General features: G+C 58.6%; 14 protein-coding genes. 5 read left to right on the plus strand and 9 right to left on the minus strand.

Going from position 1 to position 21,788, the window contains the following annotated elements; translation table 11 throughout:
• Positions 1-67: 67 nt before the first annotated feature.
• From IAE34_RS15520 to IAE34_RS15550, 7 genes are all read right to left on the minus strand, one after another.
• Complete coding sequence (locus tag IAE34_RS15520; protein ID WP_200139844.1) at positions 68-2,551, minus strand: RHS repeat-associated core domain-containing protein; 2,484 nt, start codon at positions 2,549-2,551, stop codon at positions 68-70.
• On the minus strand, positions 2,548-4,938 hold the full coding sequence (locus tag IAE34_RS15525) for an RHS repeat domain-containing protein (RefSeq protein ID WP_200139845.1): 2,391 nt from the start codon (positions 4,936-4,938) through the stop codon (positions 2,548-2,550). Before IAE34_RS15525 ends, IAE34_RS15520 begins: the two co-directional genes overlap by 4 nt.
• Positions 4,935-7,757, minus strand: a complete 2,823-nt coding sequence (locus tag IAE34_RS15530) for a hypothetical protein (RefSeq protein WP_200139846.1) — start codon at positions 7,755-7,757, stop codon at positions 4,935-4,937. The genes IAE34_RS15525 and IAE34_RS15530 overlap by 4 nt, the downstream gene beginning before the upstream one ends.
• A gap of 83 nt (positions 7,758-7,840) precedes the next feature.
• Positions 7,841-8,821: a hypothetical protein gene (locus IAE34_RS15535; protein WP_200139847.1), complete on the minus strand. Its 981-nt coding sequence runs from the start codon at positions 8,819-8,821 to the stop codon at positions 7,841-7,843.
• Between the two features lie 138 nt (positions 8,822-8,959).
• A complete protein-coding gene (locus IAE34_RS15540; protein ID WP_200139848.1) occupies positions 8,960-10,909 on the minus strand; it encodes a hypothetical protein in 1,950 nt (649 codons plus the stop codon).
• A gap of 281 nt (positions 10,910-11,190) precedes the next feature.
• Positions 11,191-13,116: a hypothetical protein gene (locus tag IAE34_RS15545; RefSeq protein WP_200139849.1), complete on the minus strand. Its 1,926-nt coding sequence runs from the start codon at positions 13,114-13,116 to the stop codon at positions 11,191-11,193.
• 178 nt (positions 13,117-13,294) lie between these two features.
• Positions 13,295-14,818, minus strand: a complete 1,524-nt coding sequence (locus IAE34_RS15550) for a fumarate hydratase (RefSeq protein ID WP_200139850.1) — start codon at positions 14,816-14,818, stop codon at positions 13,295-13,297.
• Between the two features lie 253 nt (positions 14,819-15,071).
• On the opposite strand from IAE34_RS15550, the gene IAE34_RS15555 reads away from it, so the two are divergent.
• The gene (locus IAE34_RS15555) at positions 15,072-15,992 is read left to right on the plus strand and encodes an iron-sulfur-binding ferredoxin reductase (protein ID WP_200139851.1); all 921 of its coding nucleotides are present in this window, start codon (positions 15,072-15,074) and stop codon (positions 15,990-15,992) included.
• A 114-nt stretch (positions 15,993-16,106) separates the two neighbouring features.
• Here IAE34_RS15555 and pyk read toward each other — a convergent pair whose 3' ends face one another.
• Positions 16,107-17,561, minus strand: coding sequence for a pyruvate kinase (gene pyk, locus IAE34_RS15560; RefSeq protein ID WP_200139852.1), 1,455 nt, complete (start codon positions 17,559-17,561; stop codon positions 16,107-16,109).
• 223 nt (positions 17,562-17,784) lie between these two features.
• Between pyk and IAE34_RS15565 the strand changes: the two genes are divergently transcribed.
• The 3 genes from IAE34_RS15565 (at position 17,785) to sbcB (ending at position 20,124) form a co-directional block, all read left to right on the plus strand.
• On the plus strand, positions 17,785-18,168 hold the full coding sequence (locus IAE34_RS15565) for a tetratricopeptide repeat protein (protein WP_200139853.1): 384 nt from the start codon (positions 17,785-17,787) through the stop codon (positions 18,166-18,168).
• Between the two features lie 110 nt (positions 18,169-18,278).
• Positions 18,279-18,638 carry a PilZ domain-containing protein gene (locus tag IAE34_RS15570; RefSeq protein WP_200139854.1) on the plus strand — a complete coding sequence of 120 codons (360 nt, stop codon included), beginning with the start codon at positions 18,279-18,281 and terminating at the stop codon, positions 18,636-18,638.
• Between the two features lie 49 nt (positions 18,639-18,687).
• On the plus strand, positions 18,688-20,124 hold the full coding sequence (gene sbcB, locus IAE34_RS15575) for an exodeoxyribonuclease I (protein ID WP_200139855.1): 1,437 nt from the start codon (positions 18,688-18,690) through the stop codon (positions 20,122-20,124).
• A gap of 59 nt (positions 20,125-20,183) precedes the next feature.
• Here the strand turns inward: sbcB and mvaT are convergent, their stop codons facing one another.
• Positions 20,184-20,561, minus strand: coding sequence for a histone-like nucleoid-structuring protein MvaT (gene mvaT / locus IAE34_RS15580; protein WP_200139856.1), 378 nt, complete (start codon positions 20,559-20,561; stop codon positions 20,184-20,186).
• Positions 20,562-20,853: 292 nt separating this feature from the next.
• On the opposite strand from mvaT, the gene purU reads away from it, so the two are divergent.
• Complete coding sequence (purU, locus tag IAE34_RS15585) at positions 20,854-21,705, plus strand: formyltetrahydrofolate deformylase (RefSeq protein ID WP_200139857.1); 852 nt, start codon at positions 20,854-20,856, stop codon at positions 21,703-21,705.
• Positions 21,706-21,788: the final 83 nt, after the last annotated feature.

The following is a 21,788-nucleotide window of genomic DNA, read 5'->3' on the forward strand; positions in this document are numbered from 1 at the left end:
AGCGCAGATGGGGTTCATAAAGGTTCTGTACAAAAAGACGTGTCAGCTGCGCTTGAGTGATCGATGATCAAACGATTCGACTGCTTGGTAGGAATATCCTGGATGGCGCAGGTGCGTGCTCAGCTCTCTGCCCAGCAAGATAGGCCCACCAAGACTGGGGCTTCTCGACTCTAGGTACGGCGTCGATGGACAATCTCAGAGCGTAGCGGGGTGGAGCTACATGAATCTCATTGAGGAAGGCTGTGACCGGCCTCCCAGTTATGTCGCTGACCTTCTGCGCAGCGCCGGACTTCGCGGCCCAGCAGGCGAGTAGGGTAAAGGGCTCCCCGTCTGGCCGACCATTGGCTCCAAGCCAGTCCTGTATCTCTAATGCGACCCGTTCAGGGCTAACCATCTTGCCGGTCGAATCCATCAGCAGCCCGCTTGACGAACCATGAGTCTCGAAGGCAGAGAAGCCACTTCCCAGGTAATTGGGGTGATAGACAACATCCTCTGCCCCGCCTATTGAATGCAATACGACAGGGGTGGAAGTCTTGTGGGGGGTGATGGGAGTACCTGCCTTGGTGTTGCTGGCGTAGGCGCCCGGTGCCATTTTCGCAGCGCGGCCTGCCTTCTGACCGCCCCTGCCAATGGCGCGGCCCATACTCGCCAGGCTCGAAGCCGCCTTGGGGGCAATTTCGAGCGCTGTACCCAGCAGGCCGGTTCCCAGCGAAACCCAGCCCAGGATACTGGCCGCTTTCGAGTCTTTGCCCACGGCTTCGAGCACGGTCGAAGCCACACCCGTTCCTAAAGAAACGACGCTCAAGGTTGCGGCCGTCATTGCGACTGCGCCACTGGCAGTCAGGGCAGCGACGCCACCTGCGAAAAAGGCGGCGAAAGCCGGCGCTGCTGCACCGAGGGTAGCGACGGTACCGATTACACCAAGCGCGGTGCCTATCCCTGCAACCACCCATTTCCACCAGGCATGGCCATCCGGGTCGATGCGGTTGACCGGGTCCCCGCTACAGTACGCGTAGGCGTTCAGGCCACCGCGCCCGAATGGGCTTTCGCTGTCCGGGCTGAGAAAGCCCATGATGACAGGGTCGTAGGGGCGGTTGCCGCCCGGTATGTACCAGTCGGTCAGTGGCTCGCGACGTTCGCCGGTGTATCCATAAAGGCCATTGGCCGATTGCTCGGGTTCTGCACCATGGGCACTGTAGTGCCTGACGCGCACGGCACTGTCGGCCTCCAGGCGAACGCTGCCCTGGGCATCGCATCCCAGCAGGGTGACCTCCCGCAGGCTGTTGGTAATACGGTTCAAGGCGAACAGCGCACGGCCGCTGCCGATGCGTTGTACAACCTGATCGCCAGTCTGCTCGTGTGTCAGCAGGTCGGCGCTGAAGAAGCTGCGTGAGAGAGTGCCGTCAAGCACCCGGTCGCACAGGCTGCCTGCAGGGTCGTAGCGGTAGTCGCAGCTTTGTCCTCGGTACTCCACGCGAGTGAGGCGGTCCTGCGCGTCCCAGGTCAGGTGACGGCCCAGGCTATCGCTGCAGACACGCCCGCAGGCGTCGTAGTTCAGGACGATCTCGCTTGGCCAGCTGTCGTGGTCGTGGGTGACGCGGCTGACCTGAGTGGGGTCCAGCGGATTCTCGTAATGAAACGTCGCCGTGTCGGCGCTGCCATCGTCGAAGGTGCTCACCACCTGGGTGTAGCCGTCCAGCAGGTTGAAGGCGAAGCGCTGCCCGAGGATGACATTGCCGAACGGGTCCTGAGGCGCCACGCTCGGATCGGCGGTGTAATGCGTCAGCCGTCCTAGCGCATCGTATTCGAAGGTTTCCTCACCGCACCGGTCGCCGTCTTCCCAGTGCCGACTCACTACTTGATCGAGATCCGAATACAGCAGGGTCTGTTTGCAGGTCCTGGGCTTTGTGCCCAGGGTCACGACAAAAGTTCGAGTGTGTTCGCGTCCCTGGAAGTCATAGGTCAGCGTCTGCGCGAGTTCGCGCTTACCATCGGTGGTCGTCAAGGTTTCAAGCCGGGAGAACGTGTCGTAGGTGAATGTAGTGGTGACTTCGCCCTGTACATGCTCACGGATCCGACCGAAATCGTCGTGCTGGTAGCCGTGCGCTTCGCCGCTGCTGTCGGTGAGCCCCAACAAGCGGCCGTTCAAGGAGTGGCGCCAGCGGGTGGTGTACACGTCATTCTCGAGTGTCCAGTTATCCTCCTGTGGCTTGCCTGAAGGCCTGTATTTGATTGCCAGTTCGCCAAGCGGCCCAGTTTTGATGGCAGGCGTACCCAGCACTGGATGATAGGTGAAGACATTGGCCGGCTCGCCTTGCGGTTCGATGCTGGCCACGACGTTATCCAGGGCAGCCAGATAGGAGAAAGCGACACGCTTGCCATCTGGTACCTGGTTGGCACAGGGTGGAAGTTGGCCAGCCCTATACTCAAACTGGGTAATGCGTCCGCCCACTTCGACGCTCAGTGGGCGACCTAGGCCGTCGAAGGTCTGGCCACCCAAGGTGAAAAGATGGGCACGCGGAATCTCGCGAGTTCGATTTCTGTTACTCATACCGTAGTCTCGTGATAGTCGTACAGCCGCCGGGGTGCAGCGGGTCCTTTCAATCGCCTGACGGCCAAATGAGTCCGGTTCACTGGACCTGAAGGAGGTAGCGGTATCGTCGATTCCAGCGGCGAGCGAGCGGTTTGATGGACCAATTCCGTCCTTGGACCGGCTGGTACATCGGAAGCACCACTTGGACTGCTGGTTGGCCTCGGCGTCTTAGGCCCGATATCGGTAATCGGACGCTGTGGGTCGGCAATGACGTTGCGAGGCGATTGTATTTCATCAGGGATCGGGCGAACGTTTGAGCGCGTTCCATTGACTGCCGGCGACCCCGACGAGCGCGACAGAGCGGGAGAAGACCCGGAAGACCCGGAAGACCCGGAAGCCCCGGAAGCCCTGGAGGGCAGCGATGGGCGAGAAGATGTCCGACTGCTGAGGGAAGAGGCTCGACTTGCTGAGCGCCCAAGTGACCCGATGGGCTTGTTCATACTTTTAGCCGCCAGCTTGGCACCTATTTTTTCTACCGAACCTGTGATTGATGCTAGGGCACCTGTAACGAAGGAGACGTGTCCCAATATTGCCGCATCTTTGGAATCGGGGTCATGCAACTTGATGATCGTACCCACTGTGCCAGTCGTCAGAGATACAATTGAAAGGCCCGTCGACACCAATGATAGGATCCCAGCAGGTGTCAGAGTGCTGGCAGCCGTAAACAGCACCGGTAACAATGGCAACGCTGCACTCACGGAGAGCGCGAGGGCGATGGAACCCAGTACCAGACCAATGCCGAGTTCAATCCACGGCCAGGCAGAATGCCCACTCGGATCGACGCGGTTCACAGGGTCACCGCCACAGTAGGCATACGAGTTAAGTCCGCCTTCTCCAAATGGACTTTCGCTGTCCGGTGCCAGAAAAATCATCAGTAACGGATCGTAGGGCCTATATCCGCCAGGAATGTACCATCCAGTCAGGGGCTCACGCCGCTCACCCGCGAAACCAAAGGGGTTGAATGGGGAAAACTGTGCCAAGGATTCGGCGCCGTGAGCAGTGTACTGACGGCTGCTGACCTCATCACCGACCTCCAGACGAACACTGCGCTGAACATCACAGCCCAACAGCACGGTGCCCTGATGCACGCCCTTTGCCAACTGACTGATCGCATAGGGAATATCAGCGTCCCCCATGACCAGAAACGTATGGTCGTCACGCTGTTCATGAGTCATCTGATCGGCGCTATGGAAACTGCGCGCAAGGCGACCCTCTACAATGCGATCGCAGATGTTCCCGCTGGGATCGTAGGCATAATCACAAGTTTGCCCCTGATATTCCACGCGAGTCACGCGATCAAGGCCGTCCCAGGTAAGCGACCGGCCCAGGCTGTCGCTGATCAAGCGTCCTCGCAGGTCGTAGTGCAACGTGATGCACTCGGGCCAGTTGGGATGCGTGTGGTCGATGGCGCTAACCTGACATGGGTCATCGGTATTGTCATAGTGGTAGGTGGCAGTATCGCTGCTGCCATCGGCGAACTTGGTCCGCACGGTTTCGTAACCATCGAGCAGATTCAATGAGTAAGACTGCTCGACCACGCAATTGCCGAACGAATCCTGTGCGGCACCTGGAGAAGCGGTGTAATGCACCAGTCGTCCGAGCGCGTCGTAGCGATAGGTCTCCTCATTGGTCACGCTGCCTTCGACCCACTGGCGAGTACTCACCTGATCCAGATCGGTGTACTTGAGGCTTTGCACGATCACCCTCTTTTGCCCGTCCTTCGAGGTAGTGAAGGTTCGTATGGCCTCACGACCAAGCTCGTCATAGGTGAGTGATTGAACCAATTCATCACCCGTGGCCGAAGCGGTCGTCGTGTATTTGCAAGGTCGTGAAAACTCATCGTACTCGGTGGTGCAGGCGGTCTGATCAGTTTTGAGATGACAAATTCGTCCACTGGCATCGAACTCGCGAACGTGCTTGACCTTGTTCGGGTCTTCGAAACTCAGCAGCAAGCCCTGAAGGCTATGCTGCCAGTGGGTGACGTGATCCACGCCGTCCACGCGCCATGTATCAGATAGCGGTTGACCACTGGGCGTATAGGTCATGGTTTGCCGGCCCAGGGCGCTTTCACGGCTTTTAATGAGCCCCAGCTTAGGCTCGTAACTAATGTCGTCGGCCGGCTCATTGGCGGCCTTTACCTGCTTGAACTGATCGCCCAACTCGTGCACGTATTGATAGGTAATCGACTTGCCATCGGCCATCGTAAGGCTGGTGGCTGGGAGTTGAGCGGCGACATACCCGTAGGTACGGGTGCGGCCACCTGCCTTGAGGCTCGTGGGTCTTGTCAATCCATCGAAGTACTGCTGGCCGATTAGGATAGGTGTGGAGTCGGTTGATCGCATCATGATGCTGCCTTCTGGGATCCGATAGTAGCGACGGCCAACTCGACCGTCACCGACTCTTGATGGTTTCCATCGCTGTGTGCGGCATATTGCCAGCGGGTTATGCGAATGGCGTAGTCATCCTCGTCTTGTCCTTGCCGAAAATGCTCCAACCGGGCGCTAAGCCGTGAGTAGCTGTCGTATTCGAAATCGTGTATCTGCTCAGCGCCCTCCCGGGGCGTCGTGCGTAACCTGATGACACGGTCAAATCCGTCCCGGGTATAGTGCTGAGTTCGCACCACATTTCCTTTGTCGTCGAACACCTCGATCTTCAGTGGGCTACCAGCCGCATTGGCGGTTGTAACCTGCTTGCCAGTCAGTTTGCCAGAGGTACTTTCCTGCCAGGTTTCGACGAGACGGCGGGTTGGATCAGTAGTTGTATGAGTGACTACGCCAGTCGGGGCGGTTTTCAGACATGCATTTCCCCAATCGTCATAGGCGGTGGTAGTAGTCAGTTCGAAAAGGCGTTCTCCCTCGCTGGTCCAGTCTATATCGACCTGTTTGATTTCCCGCCCCCACGCATCGTAGCGAGCGGTACGCACGTTACGGAACGTGCCTGGCGCAGAGTCGATGTCCTCGAGCTGCACGAGCACTGGTCTGCCGCTACCGTCCAGCCAAGAGCGCTTGCGCTGGCCGGTAGCATCGGTTTCTTCGATGGCGATCGTGGTACTTGGATTGTCGTCCAGTCGCGGCGCATGTTCGGCGACGAACTCGTCAGCAATGTGAACCTGGCAGGTACGCTCGACTCGATAAGCCGAACCCTCGGCGATGACAGTGCTGGTGACCCGACCCAAGCGGTCATAGGAAAAGACCGTAACAACCCCGGAAGCGCTGACCTGGCTGTGTGTCAGCCCGCTCAGCAGCGATCGGGACTCTTTCCTGGTGGTAGTCGTCAGCGCGTTGCTTTCGAAGCCTTCGATTTTTGTCGTGGTCCAGAGCAGGGGTAATTCATTGGGCTCACGGGTGATGTTGTAATCCAGTGTGGTAGTCGTCGACTTACCATTCATGGTGGTCACGGTTTTTTTGGGTCGACCGTAGTGCTCACCTGAATTGCGTTCATGGGATTGCGTCGTCCTTTCCAGCTGCTGGCCCGCCGTTTCGTCGTACAGCTCTTCCAGGCAGACGACCACGTGGTCGGGATCACCGGCCACTAACGAGGGCAGAGGCTCATATTGGTAGCGAGTGCACAGCACCGGAGCACTCCCTGGGCAGTCAGGGTCTGGATTGACTGACTTGCATTTCAGGAAGCGGATCCTGCCGAAAGGATCGGGAGGACATCCTGGCGTCTCTCCACCACTAGGGTAATAGTCGCTGACTTCCTCAACCTGCGAGGGCATGCGGAAACGACGAACATTACCGAAGTGATCGTATTCATACTCCGTCTCTTCGCTGAGCGTGCGACCTGTAAGCAGGTCGTCATAGGTGACGCTTACGAGATGGGGCAATTGGCACTGCGGGATCTGGTCTATCCAATGCTTCTCGTAATCGACCCCATAGATCGTTTCACGAGTGGTCTGGCATTGACCTGTGAGCGTGACCTCTTTGAGCAAGAGATGATGTCGATCCCACGTGCGAGTAATGGAGGTTTCGGTAGCAATGAGACCGTTCTGCGAAAGAGTCGACAGTAAAGCATCGGCGACCAGTTGCGGATGCTTTTCGCGCAAGGCCAGCGTCGCCTGGAGCCATTTAAGAACCTCCGTATCTCCGCTGATCTGAGTTTCGGTGCAGCTGTATTCATATCGGCTAGTTAATAGGTAGAGCGTATCGCGGCCCCTAACCCAATCGAACTCCTGACTGCTCGAACCTCCTAGATAATTGCGATCGTCCCCCCAATCGTACTTATGCAGAAGACTGACCGATTCAGGCCCATCGGAATGAAGCCAGGTGATCACGCGGGGTATGAAACTGAGCGGGGCACCCTTTGGCAGGCGGTGGGAGCTTTCGAGGTTTCTGCTCCAGTTGACGGAGTCGGTAGCACCGAGAGGATTCTTGATATCGCCAGGTAGCAGCATGCTCTGATCGCCCACTTGAATGCTGTCATAGCGAAACCCAAAGGGCTCGCTGATTTCAGGTAGCAACAGAAAGCTGAGCTGATCATTGTTTTGAATGAATTGTATCGTTGTTTCTTCTGTGGAATTCGGCTCCAGTACCAACTCATCGCTGGACATGTTGTAGGTCATGAGCGTGCGATTTTCATCGCGTACGTCAGTGAGCAGATAAAGGTCACCGTTTACCGTCCAGTCGAAATAGAGGCGATGCCCCTCTGGGCTGCGCATTTCATGCAGAACATAGTGAGGCCCGGTATTGTCAGGCCTTTTCAAAATTTCGATGTCCCCTGTTTTGTAAAGGATCTGAATAGATTGGCTGTCAGTCGATAACGAAACCTGCATGGACTCGAGTTTCAGATCATGAAATGCCCATCGTCCCCCTGGCGTCATGTCCGACGAATCCAGGTCAACCGCGAATTGCTCGCCGGTCGACAAGGTCAGGGTCCAGAATTCCCCTTCCCTATGAAGGTGACTATACTGCAGTGACCAACCAAGGCCAAATCCCTCGTTGACTTGCGAACGCAAAGCGTTGAATGTCAAAGCGAAAGACCAGCTCGGGCCTCCGAGAGCATTGGCCTGGCCAAGGGGAATGGAGATTGCCAAATTGAATTGGCCAGTGCGCGGGTCGACGCCGGTCTGCACCGCACTTAAGAAATTATTGCCTTGGGTATGAATATCGCTCGCATTCAATACGCCGGGCTTAGCGCTGGTTTCACCGATACTTGAAGTATCCATCTGATTAACCTGTGAGGGTTTGATGTGCTCGTTGATATTAGATCTCACGCGCGGGTGAGTTCGGGTGCGGACAGGTCCACCTATCAAGAGTAGGAGATTTTTAGATCTGTCCTCTTCTCAATCGGGCTTCCTTCTTCCGAGAAGGCGAACATGATTTCATGCTCGTTGCCGTGTCGATCAATGATTCTGACCTTGCAAGGCGTGTCATGGACCAGCCCGCCTGAATAGAATGGGATGTCATCCGCCCCGTTCAGCACCAGAATCAATGCGTTCTGATTGTTGGTAATGGCTGTTTGGGAGGGTCGGAAACTGGACCCCGTATTGATCTCGGTTTTATAGCGCACAGTACGATCGTTGCCAGGATGAGCCATGCCGACATAGGTGGCATAGGTTTCCCCCTGCCTATTGTAGTGCCAGCGAATCATGCCCGGATTCATATCCACGGCTAATGGAGCGAGTCCCAGACCTTTGAGTTGCAGTCGATATTCGTGCAGGAATTTATTATCGATGTTGCCTGCGGTGTGGCTGAGAGTCCAGGCATAGTCATTTTCTTCGAAGATCGGAGGCGCGATCGTTGTCACTTCGACGCTGCGATTGAAATTCGATGAGCCATCTGAGTAATAGACGGTGTCAGCGTCACGTCGGATCATTGCCCGAAGCGTTGCTGTCTGAGCTCCGACAACGGTGGTAGAAACAAACATTACGATGGCAAAGATGTGGTCAGAATCTTCTTGATCGTCCCTGCGTGCGCTTACAGTCGAGCCGGGCATAAGGTCAAAGTTCTCATCCCGGATGGGTGTCTGTGTCCACTGACTCTCCTGGAGCCCGGGAGGTGGCAAAATTTCATAGCTGCCATCGAAATTCTCAAGTACCAACCGCATGCTGTCCTTCTGTTCCTGGGTCAGCGGAGGTTGCTTGGGTTGGATTTCTACTCTTACCCGGATTGCCGTTTGCTGGCGACCGTTGCCATAGAGTTTATTGCTGGCCGAGACCAATTCTATCACCCAATTTTTAAGCCATAAGCCGGGATCGGGATCATACGACGAGTTGCGTGAGTCGATCATGATGTGCTCCTTACTGACTCGGTGAAATTAAGTTGGTGGATGACGTCTAAACTGTTGACCTTGGCCTTGATCGCCAACTAGTCATCGTCAACCCTCCCGGCACAACTCGGTAGCTTGAGGGAAATGAGTAGTGGACGATTAGATTACTAGAATCTCCATTTCGTTCTGAGTTGAAACCCATACGGAATGTGTGTTTCCATAATCGTCCGCATAGTCATATCTTGCGGCGACATTTCGGTTAGTCTCGCCGGAGGTCCAGTTGCGTGCCACCTTTATGCGAGCTTGGCAGAGATGGCTGGCGGGAAGACTCATATGATATACAACACCATTCTGTTCGATCCGCTCATAGGTGCGACCATCCATCGCAAATGTGTAGAACCAGTTGCTTTTTTGTTTCCCAATATAATCCCAAGCCACCGTCCCCCCCCAGCTGTAGTAAGCTATTTTACGACCGAATTCAGCTTTTATCTGTAGGTCATATCGATCAACATCCAGGATGTAGGTACCGCCGCTGCCATCATCCACATCGTGCCTTGAGTAATCATAGGAAGTCTGGTTGCTATAGTCGTAGTCTTTTGAAACCGACTCGATGATGGCCGAGCAGTTAGATCTTCCCGATTGAGTCGTTCCTTCCCCAGCTTCCAGATTTCGATCATGGGTGTGATAGGTCTTACCGCCAATTTGCAGTTTTGCTGCGATTCTTAGATTGGCTGTGGTTTTAGCTTTTATATAAAAATCGATCGCTCGGCCTTGTTGCTTCTCATGAGCAGAATCGAGCGCAGAAGGTTGCTGTTGATGATAAATGAAGCGTTTATCGAATTCAGTTTGAACGAGGCTGACCGTGTAGTCGTCACTCAGAGATTCACCGGTATAGTAGTCGACTAGGCGAATAGACCATAGCCACCAATTTGAAATAGGTATAACCTCGCCTGCATCGTCTACCCCCTCGATCAGTACGCGGACATACGTTTGCTGGATTCCATTGTTGTAGAGCCGACATCTGGTTTCATCACGCGATAGACCCCGGCCGAGAACCTTGAAGTAGGTAATGTGGGCGGGCTTGAACTCGGGAAACTCGGGAAACACGGGAAACAAATCAGATGTCACGCTCACTTGCAAATCGGTACGATTTTTTTCCGAGGTGAAATCAACTTCCAAACGGTGCAATGCCCCATGCCGGTCATAGGCTTCGATCATCAGGGGTTGATGCGGCGCATTCGACTTCAGCCCACGCGACACCTCAGGATCACCTTGAGCGATTAGGACGATTTGCCCAGCCGTCGAACTCAGGGGGCGTGTCACCACTCGAGCGCTCAGTTCAGTATCGGCCTGGAGGTGAGCACTTTGGACCACCTCAGCCGAGTCGGGCAGGACCACGCTGGCGATGGTCGCATAGTCCACCGTGGAATCTTGCTCATCCCAACGCATCATCTGGGTGAGACCTGCGGAAGGCATGCTCGCCCAGGAAAACGCCGTGTGTTTGGGACGAAGCGAATACTCCACCAGAAACCGATCATTCTGGATCGGGCACGACTCGAATAAACGGTCCCCGCAGCGTACGCTGCGTTGCCAGCGATAGTCCTCGGGGAAACTATAGGTAGGCGACTGCTCTGTATAGAGCTTGGGGTACAAGGGTTGGTCACACCAGTGAGCCTGTCCTGGCGCCTGAGTGATGCTCGCGCGGACCTTGATCGACTCTCCAACCGCTGCGGTGCTGTGCACATACAACCGGATGAAGCGGCTATTATCGGACCTGAAGGTGGTGTACACGGGCACCGCCATGTCCAGGAGCGATGGGTAGTAGTCATAACGCTCGTCATGGGCAGCCTGGTAGAACCATGACTCACCGCCGTCACTTGCGCCGCGGGGGAGATCGACCCAGTCATCTTCCGCCGCTTCACAGGCCAGGCTGATAGAGTCGAACTGCTCGTCGCTGATGGTTTGTCCCTCGCTGGGGACCACCAGAACTGTGAGTTCGATCTGCTGGCGGCCGTTGTTGTACAGGCGGTCGCTGCGTGAGGTCAGGAAGATCTGGAAACTGCTGAGCCAGCGTGGCGACTCAGAGGTAGGCTTTGGCGTATTTGGCATGATCGCGACTCCACGATTGAGTTCACATTCACCTTAGGACGGTCTTCATAAGCTGGAAACTGGTAAAACTGTCAGGTGACCCGATTCACGTCAGGACCTAGATCGAGCATTTCATGGGTAGAAAAAGAACGCCCGGCGATGCCCGGGGCGGTTCAGGGCGTTGTCTGGGCTGCGAAGCAACAGACTGACTTCACTTCCGCCGCCAGAATTTTGGTAATCTTCCTGGACGTGTCTCAAACCTCGCAGACAATCATTGCACCCGGAATTAAATGGCGAGACTGTTATATTAGCAACTCCCAAAGATACCATGTGGACGCAATCCATATGCTGTGCTCATTACCATTTTCGTCTCTCGGAAATATTTTTACCGAAACGGGTTTTTCTTTGCTTCCTTCAGGCCAACGCCGGTCAATATACATTTGCGTTTGACAAGCCGCATCATTGGGTAGATTCACAAACTGAGAGACGCCATGGGTTTCTGCATTACGCGTTCTCCGTTCGTCCAGTCCAAAGAAATGTATCCAGATTGTATAATATACGGCATTACCATTGCTCCACCAAATGTAGGTCCAGTCAGGCGCGTAGACTAGTTGGTGATGAGTTTCGGATTTCAAGCGTAATTCGTAGCGGTAAGTTATATCTACGGGCCAACTGGACGAATGGTCTGCCTTGTCGTAAGTATAGTGATCGTTACTGTCGTACCAGTAATTTTGGACTTTAGGATCTATAGTGGCTGAGCAATTGGATCTTCCCGATTGAGTCGCACCTTCTCCAGCTTCCAGGTTTCGATCATAGGTATGGTATGTTTTTTCACCAATTGTCAGTTTGGCTGCAACCCGCACGTTTTTGGTGGTTTTGGCTTTTATATAAAAATCTATCGCCTGGCTTTGTTTTTTTTTGGAGGGAGGATCAAGCGCTGAAGGTTGATCTTGGTAGTAGATGAAACGCTTGTCGACTTCAGATTGTGTGAGGCTTATAGTGAAGTCACTGCCGATAGATTCGCCGGTGTAATATTCTACCAGTCGGATCGACTGCAGCACCTGAGGAGGTACAGGCACGACCTCGCCCAGGTTGTTAACACCCTCGATCAATACGCGTACATACGTTTGCTGCATCCCATTGCTATACAGGAGGCACCGGGTGTCATCACGCGATAGACCCCGGCCCAGGACCTTGAAGTAGGAGATGTTGGTGATCGTGTCGATAGGGTAAGACGCGGGTGCGACATTCACTTGCAGATCGGTACGATTCTTTTCCGATGCGAAATCAACTTCCAAACGGTGCAACGCCCCCTGCCGGTCATAGGCCTTGATCATCAATGGTTGATGCGGCGCATCCGACTTCAGCCCACGCGACACCTCTGGATCACCTTGAGCGATCAGGACGATTTGCCCAGCCGTCGAACTCAGAGGGCGCGTCACCATTCGAGCGGTCAGTTCAGTATCGGCCTGGAGGTGAGCACTTTGGACCACGTCAGCCGAGTCGGGCAGGACTGCGCTGACGATCGTCGCATGATCCACTGTCGGTTCCTGCTCATCCCAACGCATGATCTGGTTGAGGCCTGCAGAGGACATGCTCGCCCAGGAAAACGCCGTGTGTTTGGGCCGAAGCGAATATTCGACCAGGAATCGATCACTCTGGATCGGGCACGACTCGAACAGGCGGTCCTCGCAGCGTACTCTGCGCTGCCAGCGATAGTCTTCAGGGAAACTGTACAGGGGCGAGCGCTCTGTATAGAGCTTGGGGTGCAAGGGTTCGGCACACCAGTGCACTTGTCCTGGCGCCTGAGAGATGCTCGCGCGGACCTTGATCGACTCCCCAACCGCTGCGGTGCTGTGCACATACAACCGGATGAAGCGGCTGTCATCGGACCTGGAAGTGGTGTACACGGGCACCGCCATGTCCAGGAGCGATGGGTAGTAGTCATAACGCTCGTCATGGTCAGCCTGGTAGAACCATGATTCATCGCCGTCACCTGCGTCGCGGGGGAGATCGATCCAGTCACCTTCCGCCGCTTCATAGGCCAGGCTGATGGAGTCGAACTGCTCGTCGCTGATGGTTTGTCCCTCGCCGGGGACCACCAGAACCGTGAGCTCGATCTGCTGGCGGCCGTTGTTGTAGAGGCGGTCGCTGCGTGAGGTCAGGAAGATCTGAAAGCTGCTGAGCCAGCATGGCGACTCAGAGGTAGGCTCTGGCTTGTTGGACACGATCGTGACTCCAGGGTTGAGTTCACGTTCACGTTAGGAGGGCTGTTACGAGTTGGAAACTGGTAAAACTGTCAGGTGGACCGTTACAGGATGTGGCTCTGCGCTGAGCATTTCTGACAGGCAGAAAAAGTAACGCCCGGCGATGGCCGGGCGTTATCTTGGCATCCCAGCAGTGAACCTACTTCACTTCCACCGCCAGACTCTCAGCAATCTTCCCCTGCCACAACGCCGGCCCGGTGATGTGCACCGACTCGCCATTGCTGTCCACGGCCACGGTGACCGGCATGTCCTTGACCTCGAACTCGTAGATCGCTTCCATGCCCAGTTCGGCGAACGCCAATACCTGGGACTTGCGGATAGCCTGGGCGACCAGGTAGGCAGCCCCGCCGACGGCCATCAGGTACACGGCCTTGTTGTCCTTGATCGCCTCGATGGCGGTGGGGCCGCGCTCGGACTTGCCGATCATGCCCAGCAGGCCGGTCTGCTCGAGGATCTGCCGGGTGAACTTGTCCATGCGCGTGGCAGTGGTCGGGCCGGCGGGGCCCACCACTTCGTCGCCCACCGGGTCGACCGGACCGACGTAGTAGATGAAGCGGCCCTTGAGGTCCACCGGCAGTTGCTCGCCACGGTTGAGCATTTCCACCATGCGCTTGTGCGCGGCATCGCGGCCGGTGAGCATCTTGCCGTTGAGCAGGATGGTTTCGCCCGGCTTCCAGCTGGCGACTTCCTCGGGGGTGATGGTGTCGAGGTTGACGCGGCGCGCGCTCGGGCCGGCTTCCCAGACGATTTCCGGGTAGGCGTCCAGCGACGGCGCTTCGAGCTCGGCAGGGCCGGAGCCGTCGAGCACGAAGTGGGCGTGGCGGGTGGCGGCGCAGTTGGGGATCATGCACACCGGCAGGGAAGCGGCGTGGGTTGGGTAGTCCATGATCTTGACGTCGAGCACGGTGGTCAGGCCGCCCAGGCCCTGGGCGCCGATGCCCAGCTGGTTGACCTTCTCGAACAGCTCCAGGCGGATCTCTTCGATGCGGTTCTGCGGGCCACGGGCCTTGAGTTCATGGATGTCGATGGACTCCATCAGCACTTCCTTGGCCATGACCGCGGCCTTCTCGGCGGTGCCGCCGATGCCGATGCCCAGCATGCCTGGCGGACACCAGCCGGCGCCCATGGTCGGCACGGTCTTGAGCACCCAGTCGACGATGGAGTCGGACGGGTTGAGCATGGCCATCTTCGACTTGTTCTCCGAGCCGCCGCCCTTGGCCGCGACGTCCACTTCCACCTTGTCGCCGGGGACGATGGAGTAGTGGATCACCGCCGGAGTGTTGTCCTTGGTGTTCTTGCGGGCACCGGCCGGGTCGGCCAGGATCGAGGCGCGCAGGACGTTTTCCGGCAGGTTGTAGGCGCGGCGCACGCCCTCGTTGATCATGTCGTCCAGGCTCAGGGTGGCGCCGTCCCAGCGCACGTCCATGCCCACGCGCACGAATACGGTGACGATGCCGGTGTCCTGGCAGATCGGCCGGTGGCCGGTGGCGCACATGCGCGAGTTGATCAGGATCTGGGCGATGGAGTCGCGCGCGGCGGGGGACTCTTCGCGCAGATAGGCCTCGTGCATGGCCTGGATGAAATCGACGGGGTGGTAGTACGAAATGAATTGCAGGGCATCGGCGACGCTCTGGATCAGGTCGTCTTGCTTGATCACGGTCATGCAGCACGCTCCTCTTAAAGACGGGAACATTCGTAAGGGCGTTCCGACGGTGCCGACCAGCGTGCCGGAGCGCTTGTGCAAGGCGCGTCGGCAGGTCGGGCCGGCGCGAAAAAGGCGCGGCAGTATAGCGCGCATCCCGGCGCGGCACACCTGGGCACCGTGGGGACCAAGGTCGGTACCGGGGTGGCAATGTTTTTGCTGCGTTCACCCACTTGGCCTACAGTGCCCCGGTGATCGATGGAGAATCAATGACATGCCCGAACTCTGCGTGGGCACGCGACGCTGGGCAGTGCCGACCGGCAGCAACCTGCTCGATGCCTTGAACGAAGCCGGGTTCGGTGTGCCCTACAGCTGCCGCGCCGGCAGTTGTCATGCCTGTCTGGTGCAGTGTCTGGACGGGCAACCGGTGGACGCCCTGCCTGAAGCGTTGGCGCTGGACACGCATGCCCAGGGCTGGCGCCTGGCGTGCCAGTGCCGGGTGGTGGAGGATCTGAGCCTGACGGTGTTCGACCCGAAGCGCGACGGGGTGCCGGCGCAAGTGTGCGCGGTGGACTGGTTCGCCGACGTCTTGCGCTTGCGGGTCAAGCCCGACCGCGCTGTGCGCTACCAGGCGGGGCAGCACGTGGTGTTGTGGCTAGGGGGTGTCGCCCGGCCTTATTCCCTGGCCAGTCTGCCGGGCGAGGAGGCGTATCTCGAGTTCCACATCGACTGCCAGCGGCCTGGCGCCTTCTGCGATCTTGCGCGTGGCTTGCGGGTGGGAGAGAGCATGGGTCTGGGCGAGGTGCGCGGCGGGGCCTTGCACTACGATCCGGAGTGGCAGGACAGGCCGCTGTGGCTACTGGCAGCGGGCACCGGCCTGGCACCGTTGTGGGGCATCGTGCGCGAGGCACTGCTTCAGGGGCATCGAGGGGACATGAGGGTCCTGCATGTGGCGCACGAACCCGCCGGGCATTATCTGGCCGAGCCTTTGCGAGCATTGCCGGGCGTAACGGTCGAATTGGTGCTCACCGAGCAGTTGGATGAGGCACTGGCGGCGTTGCGGCCGTCGTCACGCCAGACGGTGGCGCTGCTGTGCGGGGGCGCGCGGAGCGTGGAGACATTCGCCCGCCGACTGTTCATCGTCGGGGTACCACGGGGGCAGGTGTTCGCGGACGTGTTCGTCGAGCATGTCTGAGGGGCTGCAGCGACCTCTTCAGGGTAGCAGCCCGCTCCTCCAGTTCATCGCAGACCTGCAAGCCTGCGTTGTCGTGCAAGAGCGGGCGCGCCCCGCGAAGGGGCTATCTGGCCATCAGCCGACCAGCGGATCACCCACGTGGAGGATCTTCATGCCGTTGGTGCCACCGATGGTGTGGTAGCTGTCACCCTTGGTCAGGATGACCCAGTCGCCCTGTTCCACCAGGCCGCGCTTGAGCAGCTCGTCGACGGCCGCCTGGCTGACCTTGTCGGCCGGCAGCGAGGCCGGGTCGAACGCGATCGGGTAGACGCCACGGAACATCGACACCCGTGCTTGAGTGTCGCGGTGCGGCGACATGGCGAACACCGGCACGTGCGAGCGCAGGCGCGACATGATCAGCGGGGTGTAGCCGCTCTCGGTCAGGGCGATGATGGCCTTGACGCCCGGGAAGTGGTTGGCGGTGTACATCGCCGCGAGCGCGATGCTCTCGTCGCAACGCTCGAAGGTGGTGTGCAGGCGGTGGCTGGAGCGCTGGTTGGTCGGGTGCTTCTCGGCGCCCAGGCAGATACGCGCCATGGCCTGTACCGCTTCGATCGGGTAGGCCCCGGCGGCGCTCTCGGCCGACAGCATCACCGCATCGGTGTTGTCCAGCACGGCGTTGGCCACGTCGGACACTTCGGCGCGGGTCGGCATCGGGTTCTGGATCATCGACTCCATCATCTGGGTCGCGACGATCACCGCCTTGTTGTTGCGGCGGGCGTGCTGGATGATCTTCTTCTGGATACCGATCAGCTCGGCATCGCCGATCTCCACGCCCAGGTCGCCGCGGGCGACCATCACGGCGTCCGATGCGGCGATCAGGCCATCGAGGGTTTCGTCGTTGGCCACCGCTTCGGCGCGCTCGATCTTGGCCACCAGCCAGGCGCTGCCGCCGGATTCGTCGCGCAGTTTGCGGGCGTATTCCATGTCCTTGGCATCGCGTGGGAAGGACACGGCCAGGTAGTCCAGGTCCATTTCCGCCGCCAGCTTGATGTCGGCCTTGTCCTTCTCGGTCAGCGCCGGTGCGGTGAGGCCGCCACCCTTGCGGTTGATGCCCTTGTGGTCGGACAGCGGGCCGCCGACGATCACCACGCAATGCAGGGCATCGGCGGTGGCGGTTTCGACGCGCATGACCACGCGGCCGTCATCGAGCAGCAGTTCGTCGCCGACGCCGCAGTCCTTGACCAGGTCAGGGTAGTCGATGCCGACGATGTCCTGGTTGCCTTCGGTGAGCGGGTGGGCGGTGGAGAAGGTGAACCTGTCACCGATCTTCAGTTCGATGCGCTTGTTGCTGAACTTGGCGATGCGGATCTTCGGGCCTTGCAGGTCGCCGAGCAGCGCGACATGACGGCCGTTCCTGGCCGCGATGTCGCGGATCAGCCGGGCACGAGCCTTGTGCTCGTCCGGGGTGCCGTGGGAGAAGTTCAGACGTGCCACGTCCAGGCCGGCGAGGATCAGTTGTTCGATCACTTCCGGCGAGTTGCTGGCGGGGCCCAGGGTGGCGACGATTTTGGTACGGCGGATGGTCATGCACAGACTCCTATAGTGAAGCGCAGCGAAAGGCTACTCCTCAATTTGGCTGTAGTCACTCGCAGGGGCGGGCTACAAGCTGCAAGCGCCAGGCTACTCGTGGCAAGCTACAGAAATACCCGTGCGCGGCATCGAGGGGAGGCTTTGCGCGAATCGTCGCGTGACCCCGGCCCTGAAGATTGCGCGCCGCCTGCCGATACGCTGTGCAGTACAGGAGATTCCCATGCGAGCCTTGATCGTTCTAGTCATGGCGGCCAGTGTCGTCGGCTGCACCCGGTGGTCCATGGACCACCACCTGAACAACGCCTACCGCGCCTATGACCGCGGTGACTGCCAGCGAGTGATGCTGGAGCTGTCGCAGGTCGACCGCACGAGTCGGGCGCGACCGTTCATCCACCCGGAGGTGGCGATGTTGCGCGGCCAGTGCCTGGAGCGGCAGAAACTCTACGTCGATGCGGCGCAGACCTATCAGTTCCTGATCCAGCGCTACCCACAGAACGAGTACGCCTATCGCGCCCAGGCACGCCTGCAGACCCTGCAGCAGCTCGGTCATCTGCGCGGTGAAGCGGCGCAGACCCGAGCGGCGCCGAGCACGCCCTTGCGTTGATCGGACCGCTGACGATTCTCCGTGCCCCAGCCACAGGCTGAGCTAGGCTGTAGGATATCTTTCACGCGACGCCACGGTACCTGCTCATCTGGCACAGGGTACGGAGAATCATGTTCACAGAACGTCAGATCGATCGTCATCAACTGCCCTACGTGCTACGGGTGTTCAACCGGTTCACCGACCAGGAGATCGGCTTCCTGGGCAACGCGTCCGAGCACGGCATCATGGTGATCAGCGAGCTTCCGATCATGGTCGGCCCGGACTTCGAGCTGCAATTGCGTGTTCCGCTTTCAGGCGGGGGCAACCAGTTCATCAACCTCACGGCCAGTTGCCTGTGGAGCCGCGAAGACCAGACTCCGGGTTACTACGACGCCGGCTTCATGCTGTTGCAGGCGCCGCTGGAATACGACGAGTTCGTCCGCTCGCTGCGCGAATTCTTCAGCTTCAGGCCGCTCAACGAATCGGCCTGAAGGCGTTCGTCCGGTAGACTCGTGCGCGAACTCTGCACAGGACGACGCCGTGAGCTCCAGCATTTTCTGGCACGACTACGAAACCACCGGCATCAATCCGCGCTGTGACCGGCCGCTGCAGGTCGCGGGCATCCGTACCGATCTGCAACTCAACGAGATCGAGGCGCCGGTGAACCTCTATTGCCAGCCCAGCGACGATATCCTGCCGCATCCTGCCGCCTGCCTGGTGACGGGGATTACCCCGGATCAGTTGGCTGCCCAAGGCCTGAGCGAAGCCGACTTCATGACGCGGGTGCACGCGCAGCTGGCGCGCCCGGGCACCTGCGGCGCGGGCTACAACACCCTGCGCTTCGACGATGAAGTGACCCGCTACAGCCTCTATCGCAACTTTTTCGACCCCTATGCCCGTGAATGGCAGGGCGGCAACAGCCGCTGGGACCTCATCGACGTGGTGCGCACGGCCTATGCTCTGCGCCCGGAAGGAATCGTCTGGCCACAGCAGGACGGCCGCACCAGCCTGCGTCTGGAGCTGCTCAGCCAAGCCAACGGCATCGACCACGGTCACGCCCACGAGGCGCTGTCCGATGTGCGAGCGACCATCGGCCTGGCCAGGCTGATCCGCGACCGGCAGCCCAGACTCTACGACTGGTTGTTCCAGCTGCGCAGCAAGCACAGCGTCCTCGAGCAGATCCATCTGCTGCAACCCTTGATACATATCTCCGGCCGGTTTTCCAGCGAGCGAAGTTATCTGGGCGTGGTGCTGCCCTTGGCCTGGCATCCACGCAATCGCAATGCGCTGATCGTGTGCGACCTGCACATGGAAACCTCGCCATTGATAAGGGAAAGCGCCGACGCGTTACGTGCTCGTTTATACCGGCGTCGTGAGGAATTAGCTGACGGAGAACTACCCATACCCTTGAAGTTGGTGCATATCAACAAATGTCCGGTGCTTGCGCCGTTGCGTGTGTTACGACCCGCCGATCAACAACGCCTCGGCGTGGAGATGACGGTGCTGTTGTCGCGTGCCGAACGATTGATCCAGCAACAGTCGGTGTGGGAGGAAAAACTGGCTGTCGTTTATGGCGCCGAAGAATTCGCACCCAGCGAGGATCCCGAACAACAGCTGTACGAGGGATTCCTCGGTGATCGCGACCGTCGATTGTGCGAGCAAGTTCGACTCAGCGAGCCGTCACAGTTGGCGGGCGGGCAATGGATGTTCGATGACCCGCGCTTGCCAGAATTGCTGTTCCGCTATCGGGCACGCAACTTCGGCTCGACATTGAATGCCCAGGAGCAGCGCGCCTGGCATGACTTCTGTCGGCAGCGTCTGACCGATGCGCAGCGGGGGGCACCCAATACCCTGGATGCTTTCGAACAGGCTGCCAAGGCCCGTCTGGACGAGGCGGACGAGGGCGCACGGGCCGTGCTTGATGCCTGGCTGGCGCATGCCGGACAGTTGCGCAGGCGGTATGAAGTCCCGGCGTGAGCTGAAATGAAAAACGCCGGCGATCAGCCGGCGTTCTGGACACTGGGTGCGACCCACGATCAATCCAGCAGCGTGGACCAACCTTCGACCTCGTCACCGCCCCACTTGGCTTTCCACTCTTTCAGAGTCTTGTGGTTGCCACCTTTGGTTTCGATGATTTCGCCATTGTGCGGGTTCTTGTATTGCTTGACCTTGCGTGCACGCTTGGTACCGGTAGTTTTAACCGGGCCACGGGGTGCCTTGCTCAGTTTGGAGTCCGGGTCGAGCAGGGCGATGACATCGCGCAGCGACTTGGAATACTCACCCATCAGGGCGCGCAGTTTGCCTTCGAATTCCAGCTCTTTTTTCAGCTTATCATCTTGCGACAGATTGGCAAGGCGCGCTTGAAGTTCCTTGATGGCTTCTTCGGTGGCGCGGTATTCGTTGATCAGGGACATGGGTATTCCTTGGTGAATGTACAGAGAGACAGTCACGCAATAATAGACAGGCGATACTCGCAAGTAAACAAGTAATACTCGTCGATATTGATGAAATGTGTTGAAGCAACAATGAACTGGAAAGCAATTGAACATGCAACAGGGTAGGGCTGCACGCCCGACGGCGCAGGGTACTGGCAGGTCCAGGGGTATGAAACTCGCCGGCGCACGACGACACGGCCGACGGATACTGCCTTTTTTGTGACAGAAGGCTAGAATGTGCGCCTTTGCGAAGTTTTCGGAGTTTTCATTCATGCGCACCTATCGCCTGACGATCGCCTGCCCCGACCGCGTCGGCATCGTGGCAAAAGTCAGCAACTTCCTGGCCTTGTACAACGGCTGGATCACTGAGGCCAGCCACCACTCCGACGAACAGAGCGGTTGGTTCTTCATGCGCCATGAAATCCGTGCTCAATCGCTGCCCTTCGGTCTGGAAGCCTTTCGCGAAGCTTTCGCACCGATCGCCGAAGAGTTCTCGATGGCCTGGAGCATCACCGATTCGGCGCACAAGAAGCGCGTGGTGCTGATGGCCAGTCGTGAGTCGCACTGCCTGGCCGACCTGTTGCATCGCTGGCACACCGATGAGCTGGACTGTGATATTCCCTGCGTGATCTCCAATCACGACGACCTGCGCAGCATGGTCGAATGGCACGGCATCCCGTTCCATCATGTGCCAGTGGACCCGAAGGACAAGGCCCCGGCATTTGCCGAGGTGTCACGGCTGGTCGAAGAGCACGCCGCCGACGTGGTGGTGCTGGCGCGCTACATGCAGATCCTGCCGCCACAGCTGTGCCAGGCGTACGCCGAGCGGGTGATCAACATTCACCACAGCTTCCTGCCGTCGTTCGTCGGTGCCAAGCCCTATCACCAGGCCGCGCTGCGCGGGGTGAAGCTGATTGGCGCGACCTGCCACTACGTCACCGAAGAGCTGGACGCCGGTCCGATCATCGAGCAGGACGTGGTCCGTGTGAACCATGCCGACAGCATCGAGGACATGGTGCGGTTCGGGCGCGACGTCGAGAAGATGGTGCTGGCGCGCGGCCTGCGTTATCACCTCGAAGACCGCGTGCTGGTTCACGGCAACAAGACCGTGGTGTTCGACTGATCTGGCGCGCCGATGACTGATCCTCGTGACAAGGGGGCAGCCCCGCTACCGCCCACCTTGGGCGAGGGCTGCCTGGCGCGCTA

It is taken from the genome of Pseudomonas sp. S30, assembly GCF_016518545.1.
Taxonomy (GTDB): Bacteria; Pseudomonadota; Gammaproteobacteria; order Pseudomonadales; family Pseudomonadaceae; genus Aquipseudomonas.

Coding starts and splice junctions, on each gene's coding strand:
- IAE34_RS15565 (WP_200139853.1), top strand. CDS start 17,785: ATGCGAGCCTTGATCGTTCTAGTCATGGCGGCCAGTGTCGTCGGCTGC.
- IAE34_RS15550 (WP_200139850.1), bottom strand. CDS start 14,818: ATGACCGTGATCAAGCAAGACGACCTGATCCAGAGCGTCGCCGATGCC.
- pyk (WP_200139852.1), bottom strand. CDS start 17,561: ATGACCATCCGCCGTACCAAAATCGTCGCCACCCTGGGCCCCGCCAGC.
- IAE34_RS15530 (WP_200139846.1), bottom strand. CDS start 7,757: ATGGATACTTCAAGTATCGGTGAAACCAGCGCTAAGCCCGGCGTATTG.
- IAE34_RS15535 (WP_200139847.1), bottom strand. CDS start 8,821: ATGATCGACTCACGCAACTCGTCGTATGATCCCGATCCCGGCTTATGG.
- purU (WP_200139857.1), top strand. CDS start 20,854: ATGCGCACCTATCGCCTGACGATCGCCTGCCCCGACCGCGTCGGCATC.
- IAE34_RS15525 (WP_200139845.1), bottom strand. CDS start 4,938: ATGATGCGATCAACCGACTCCACACCTATCCTAATCGGCCAGCAGTAC.
- IAE34_RS15570 (WP_200139854.1), top strand. CDS start 18,279: ATGTTCACAGAACGTCAGATCGATCGTCATCAACTGCCCTACGTGCTA.
- IAE34_RS15555 (WP_200139851.1), top strand. CDS start 15,072: ATGCCCGAACTCTGCGTGGGCACGCGACGCTGGGCAGTGCCGACCGGC.
- IAE34_RS15520 (WP_200139844.1), bottom strand. CDS start 2,551: ATGAGTAACAGAAATCGAACTCGCGAGATTCCGCGTGCCCATCTTTTC.
- IAE34_RS15540 (WP_200139848.1), bottom strand. CDS start 10,909: ATGCCAAATACGCCAAAGCCTACCTCTGAGTCGCCACGCTGGCTCAGC.
- mvaT (WP_200139856.1), bottom strand. CDS start 20,561: ATGTCCCTGATCAACGAATACCGCGCCACCGAAGAAGCCATCAAGGAA.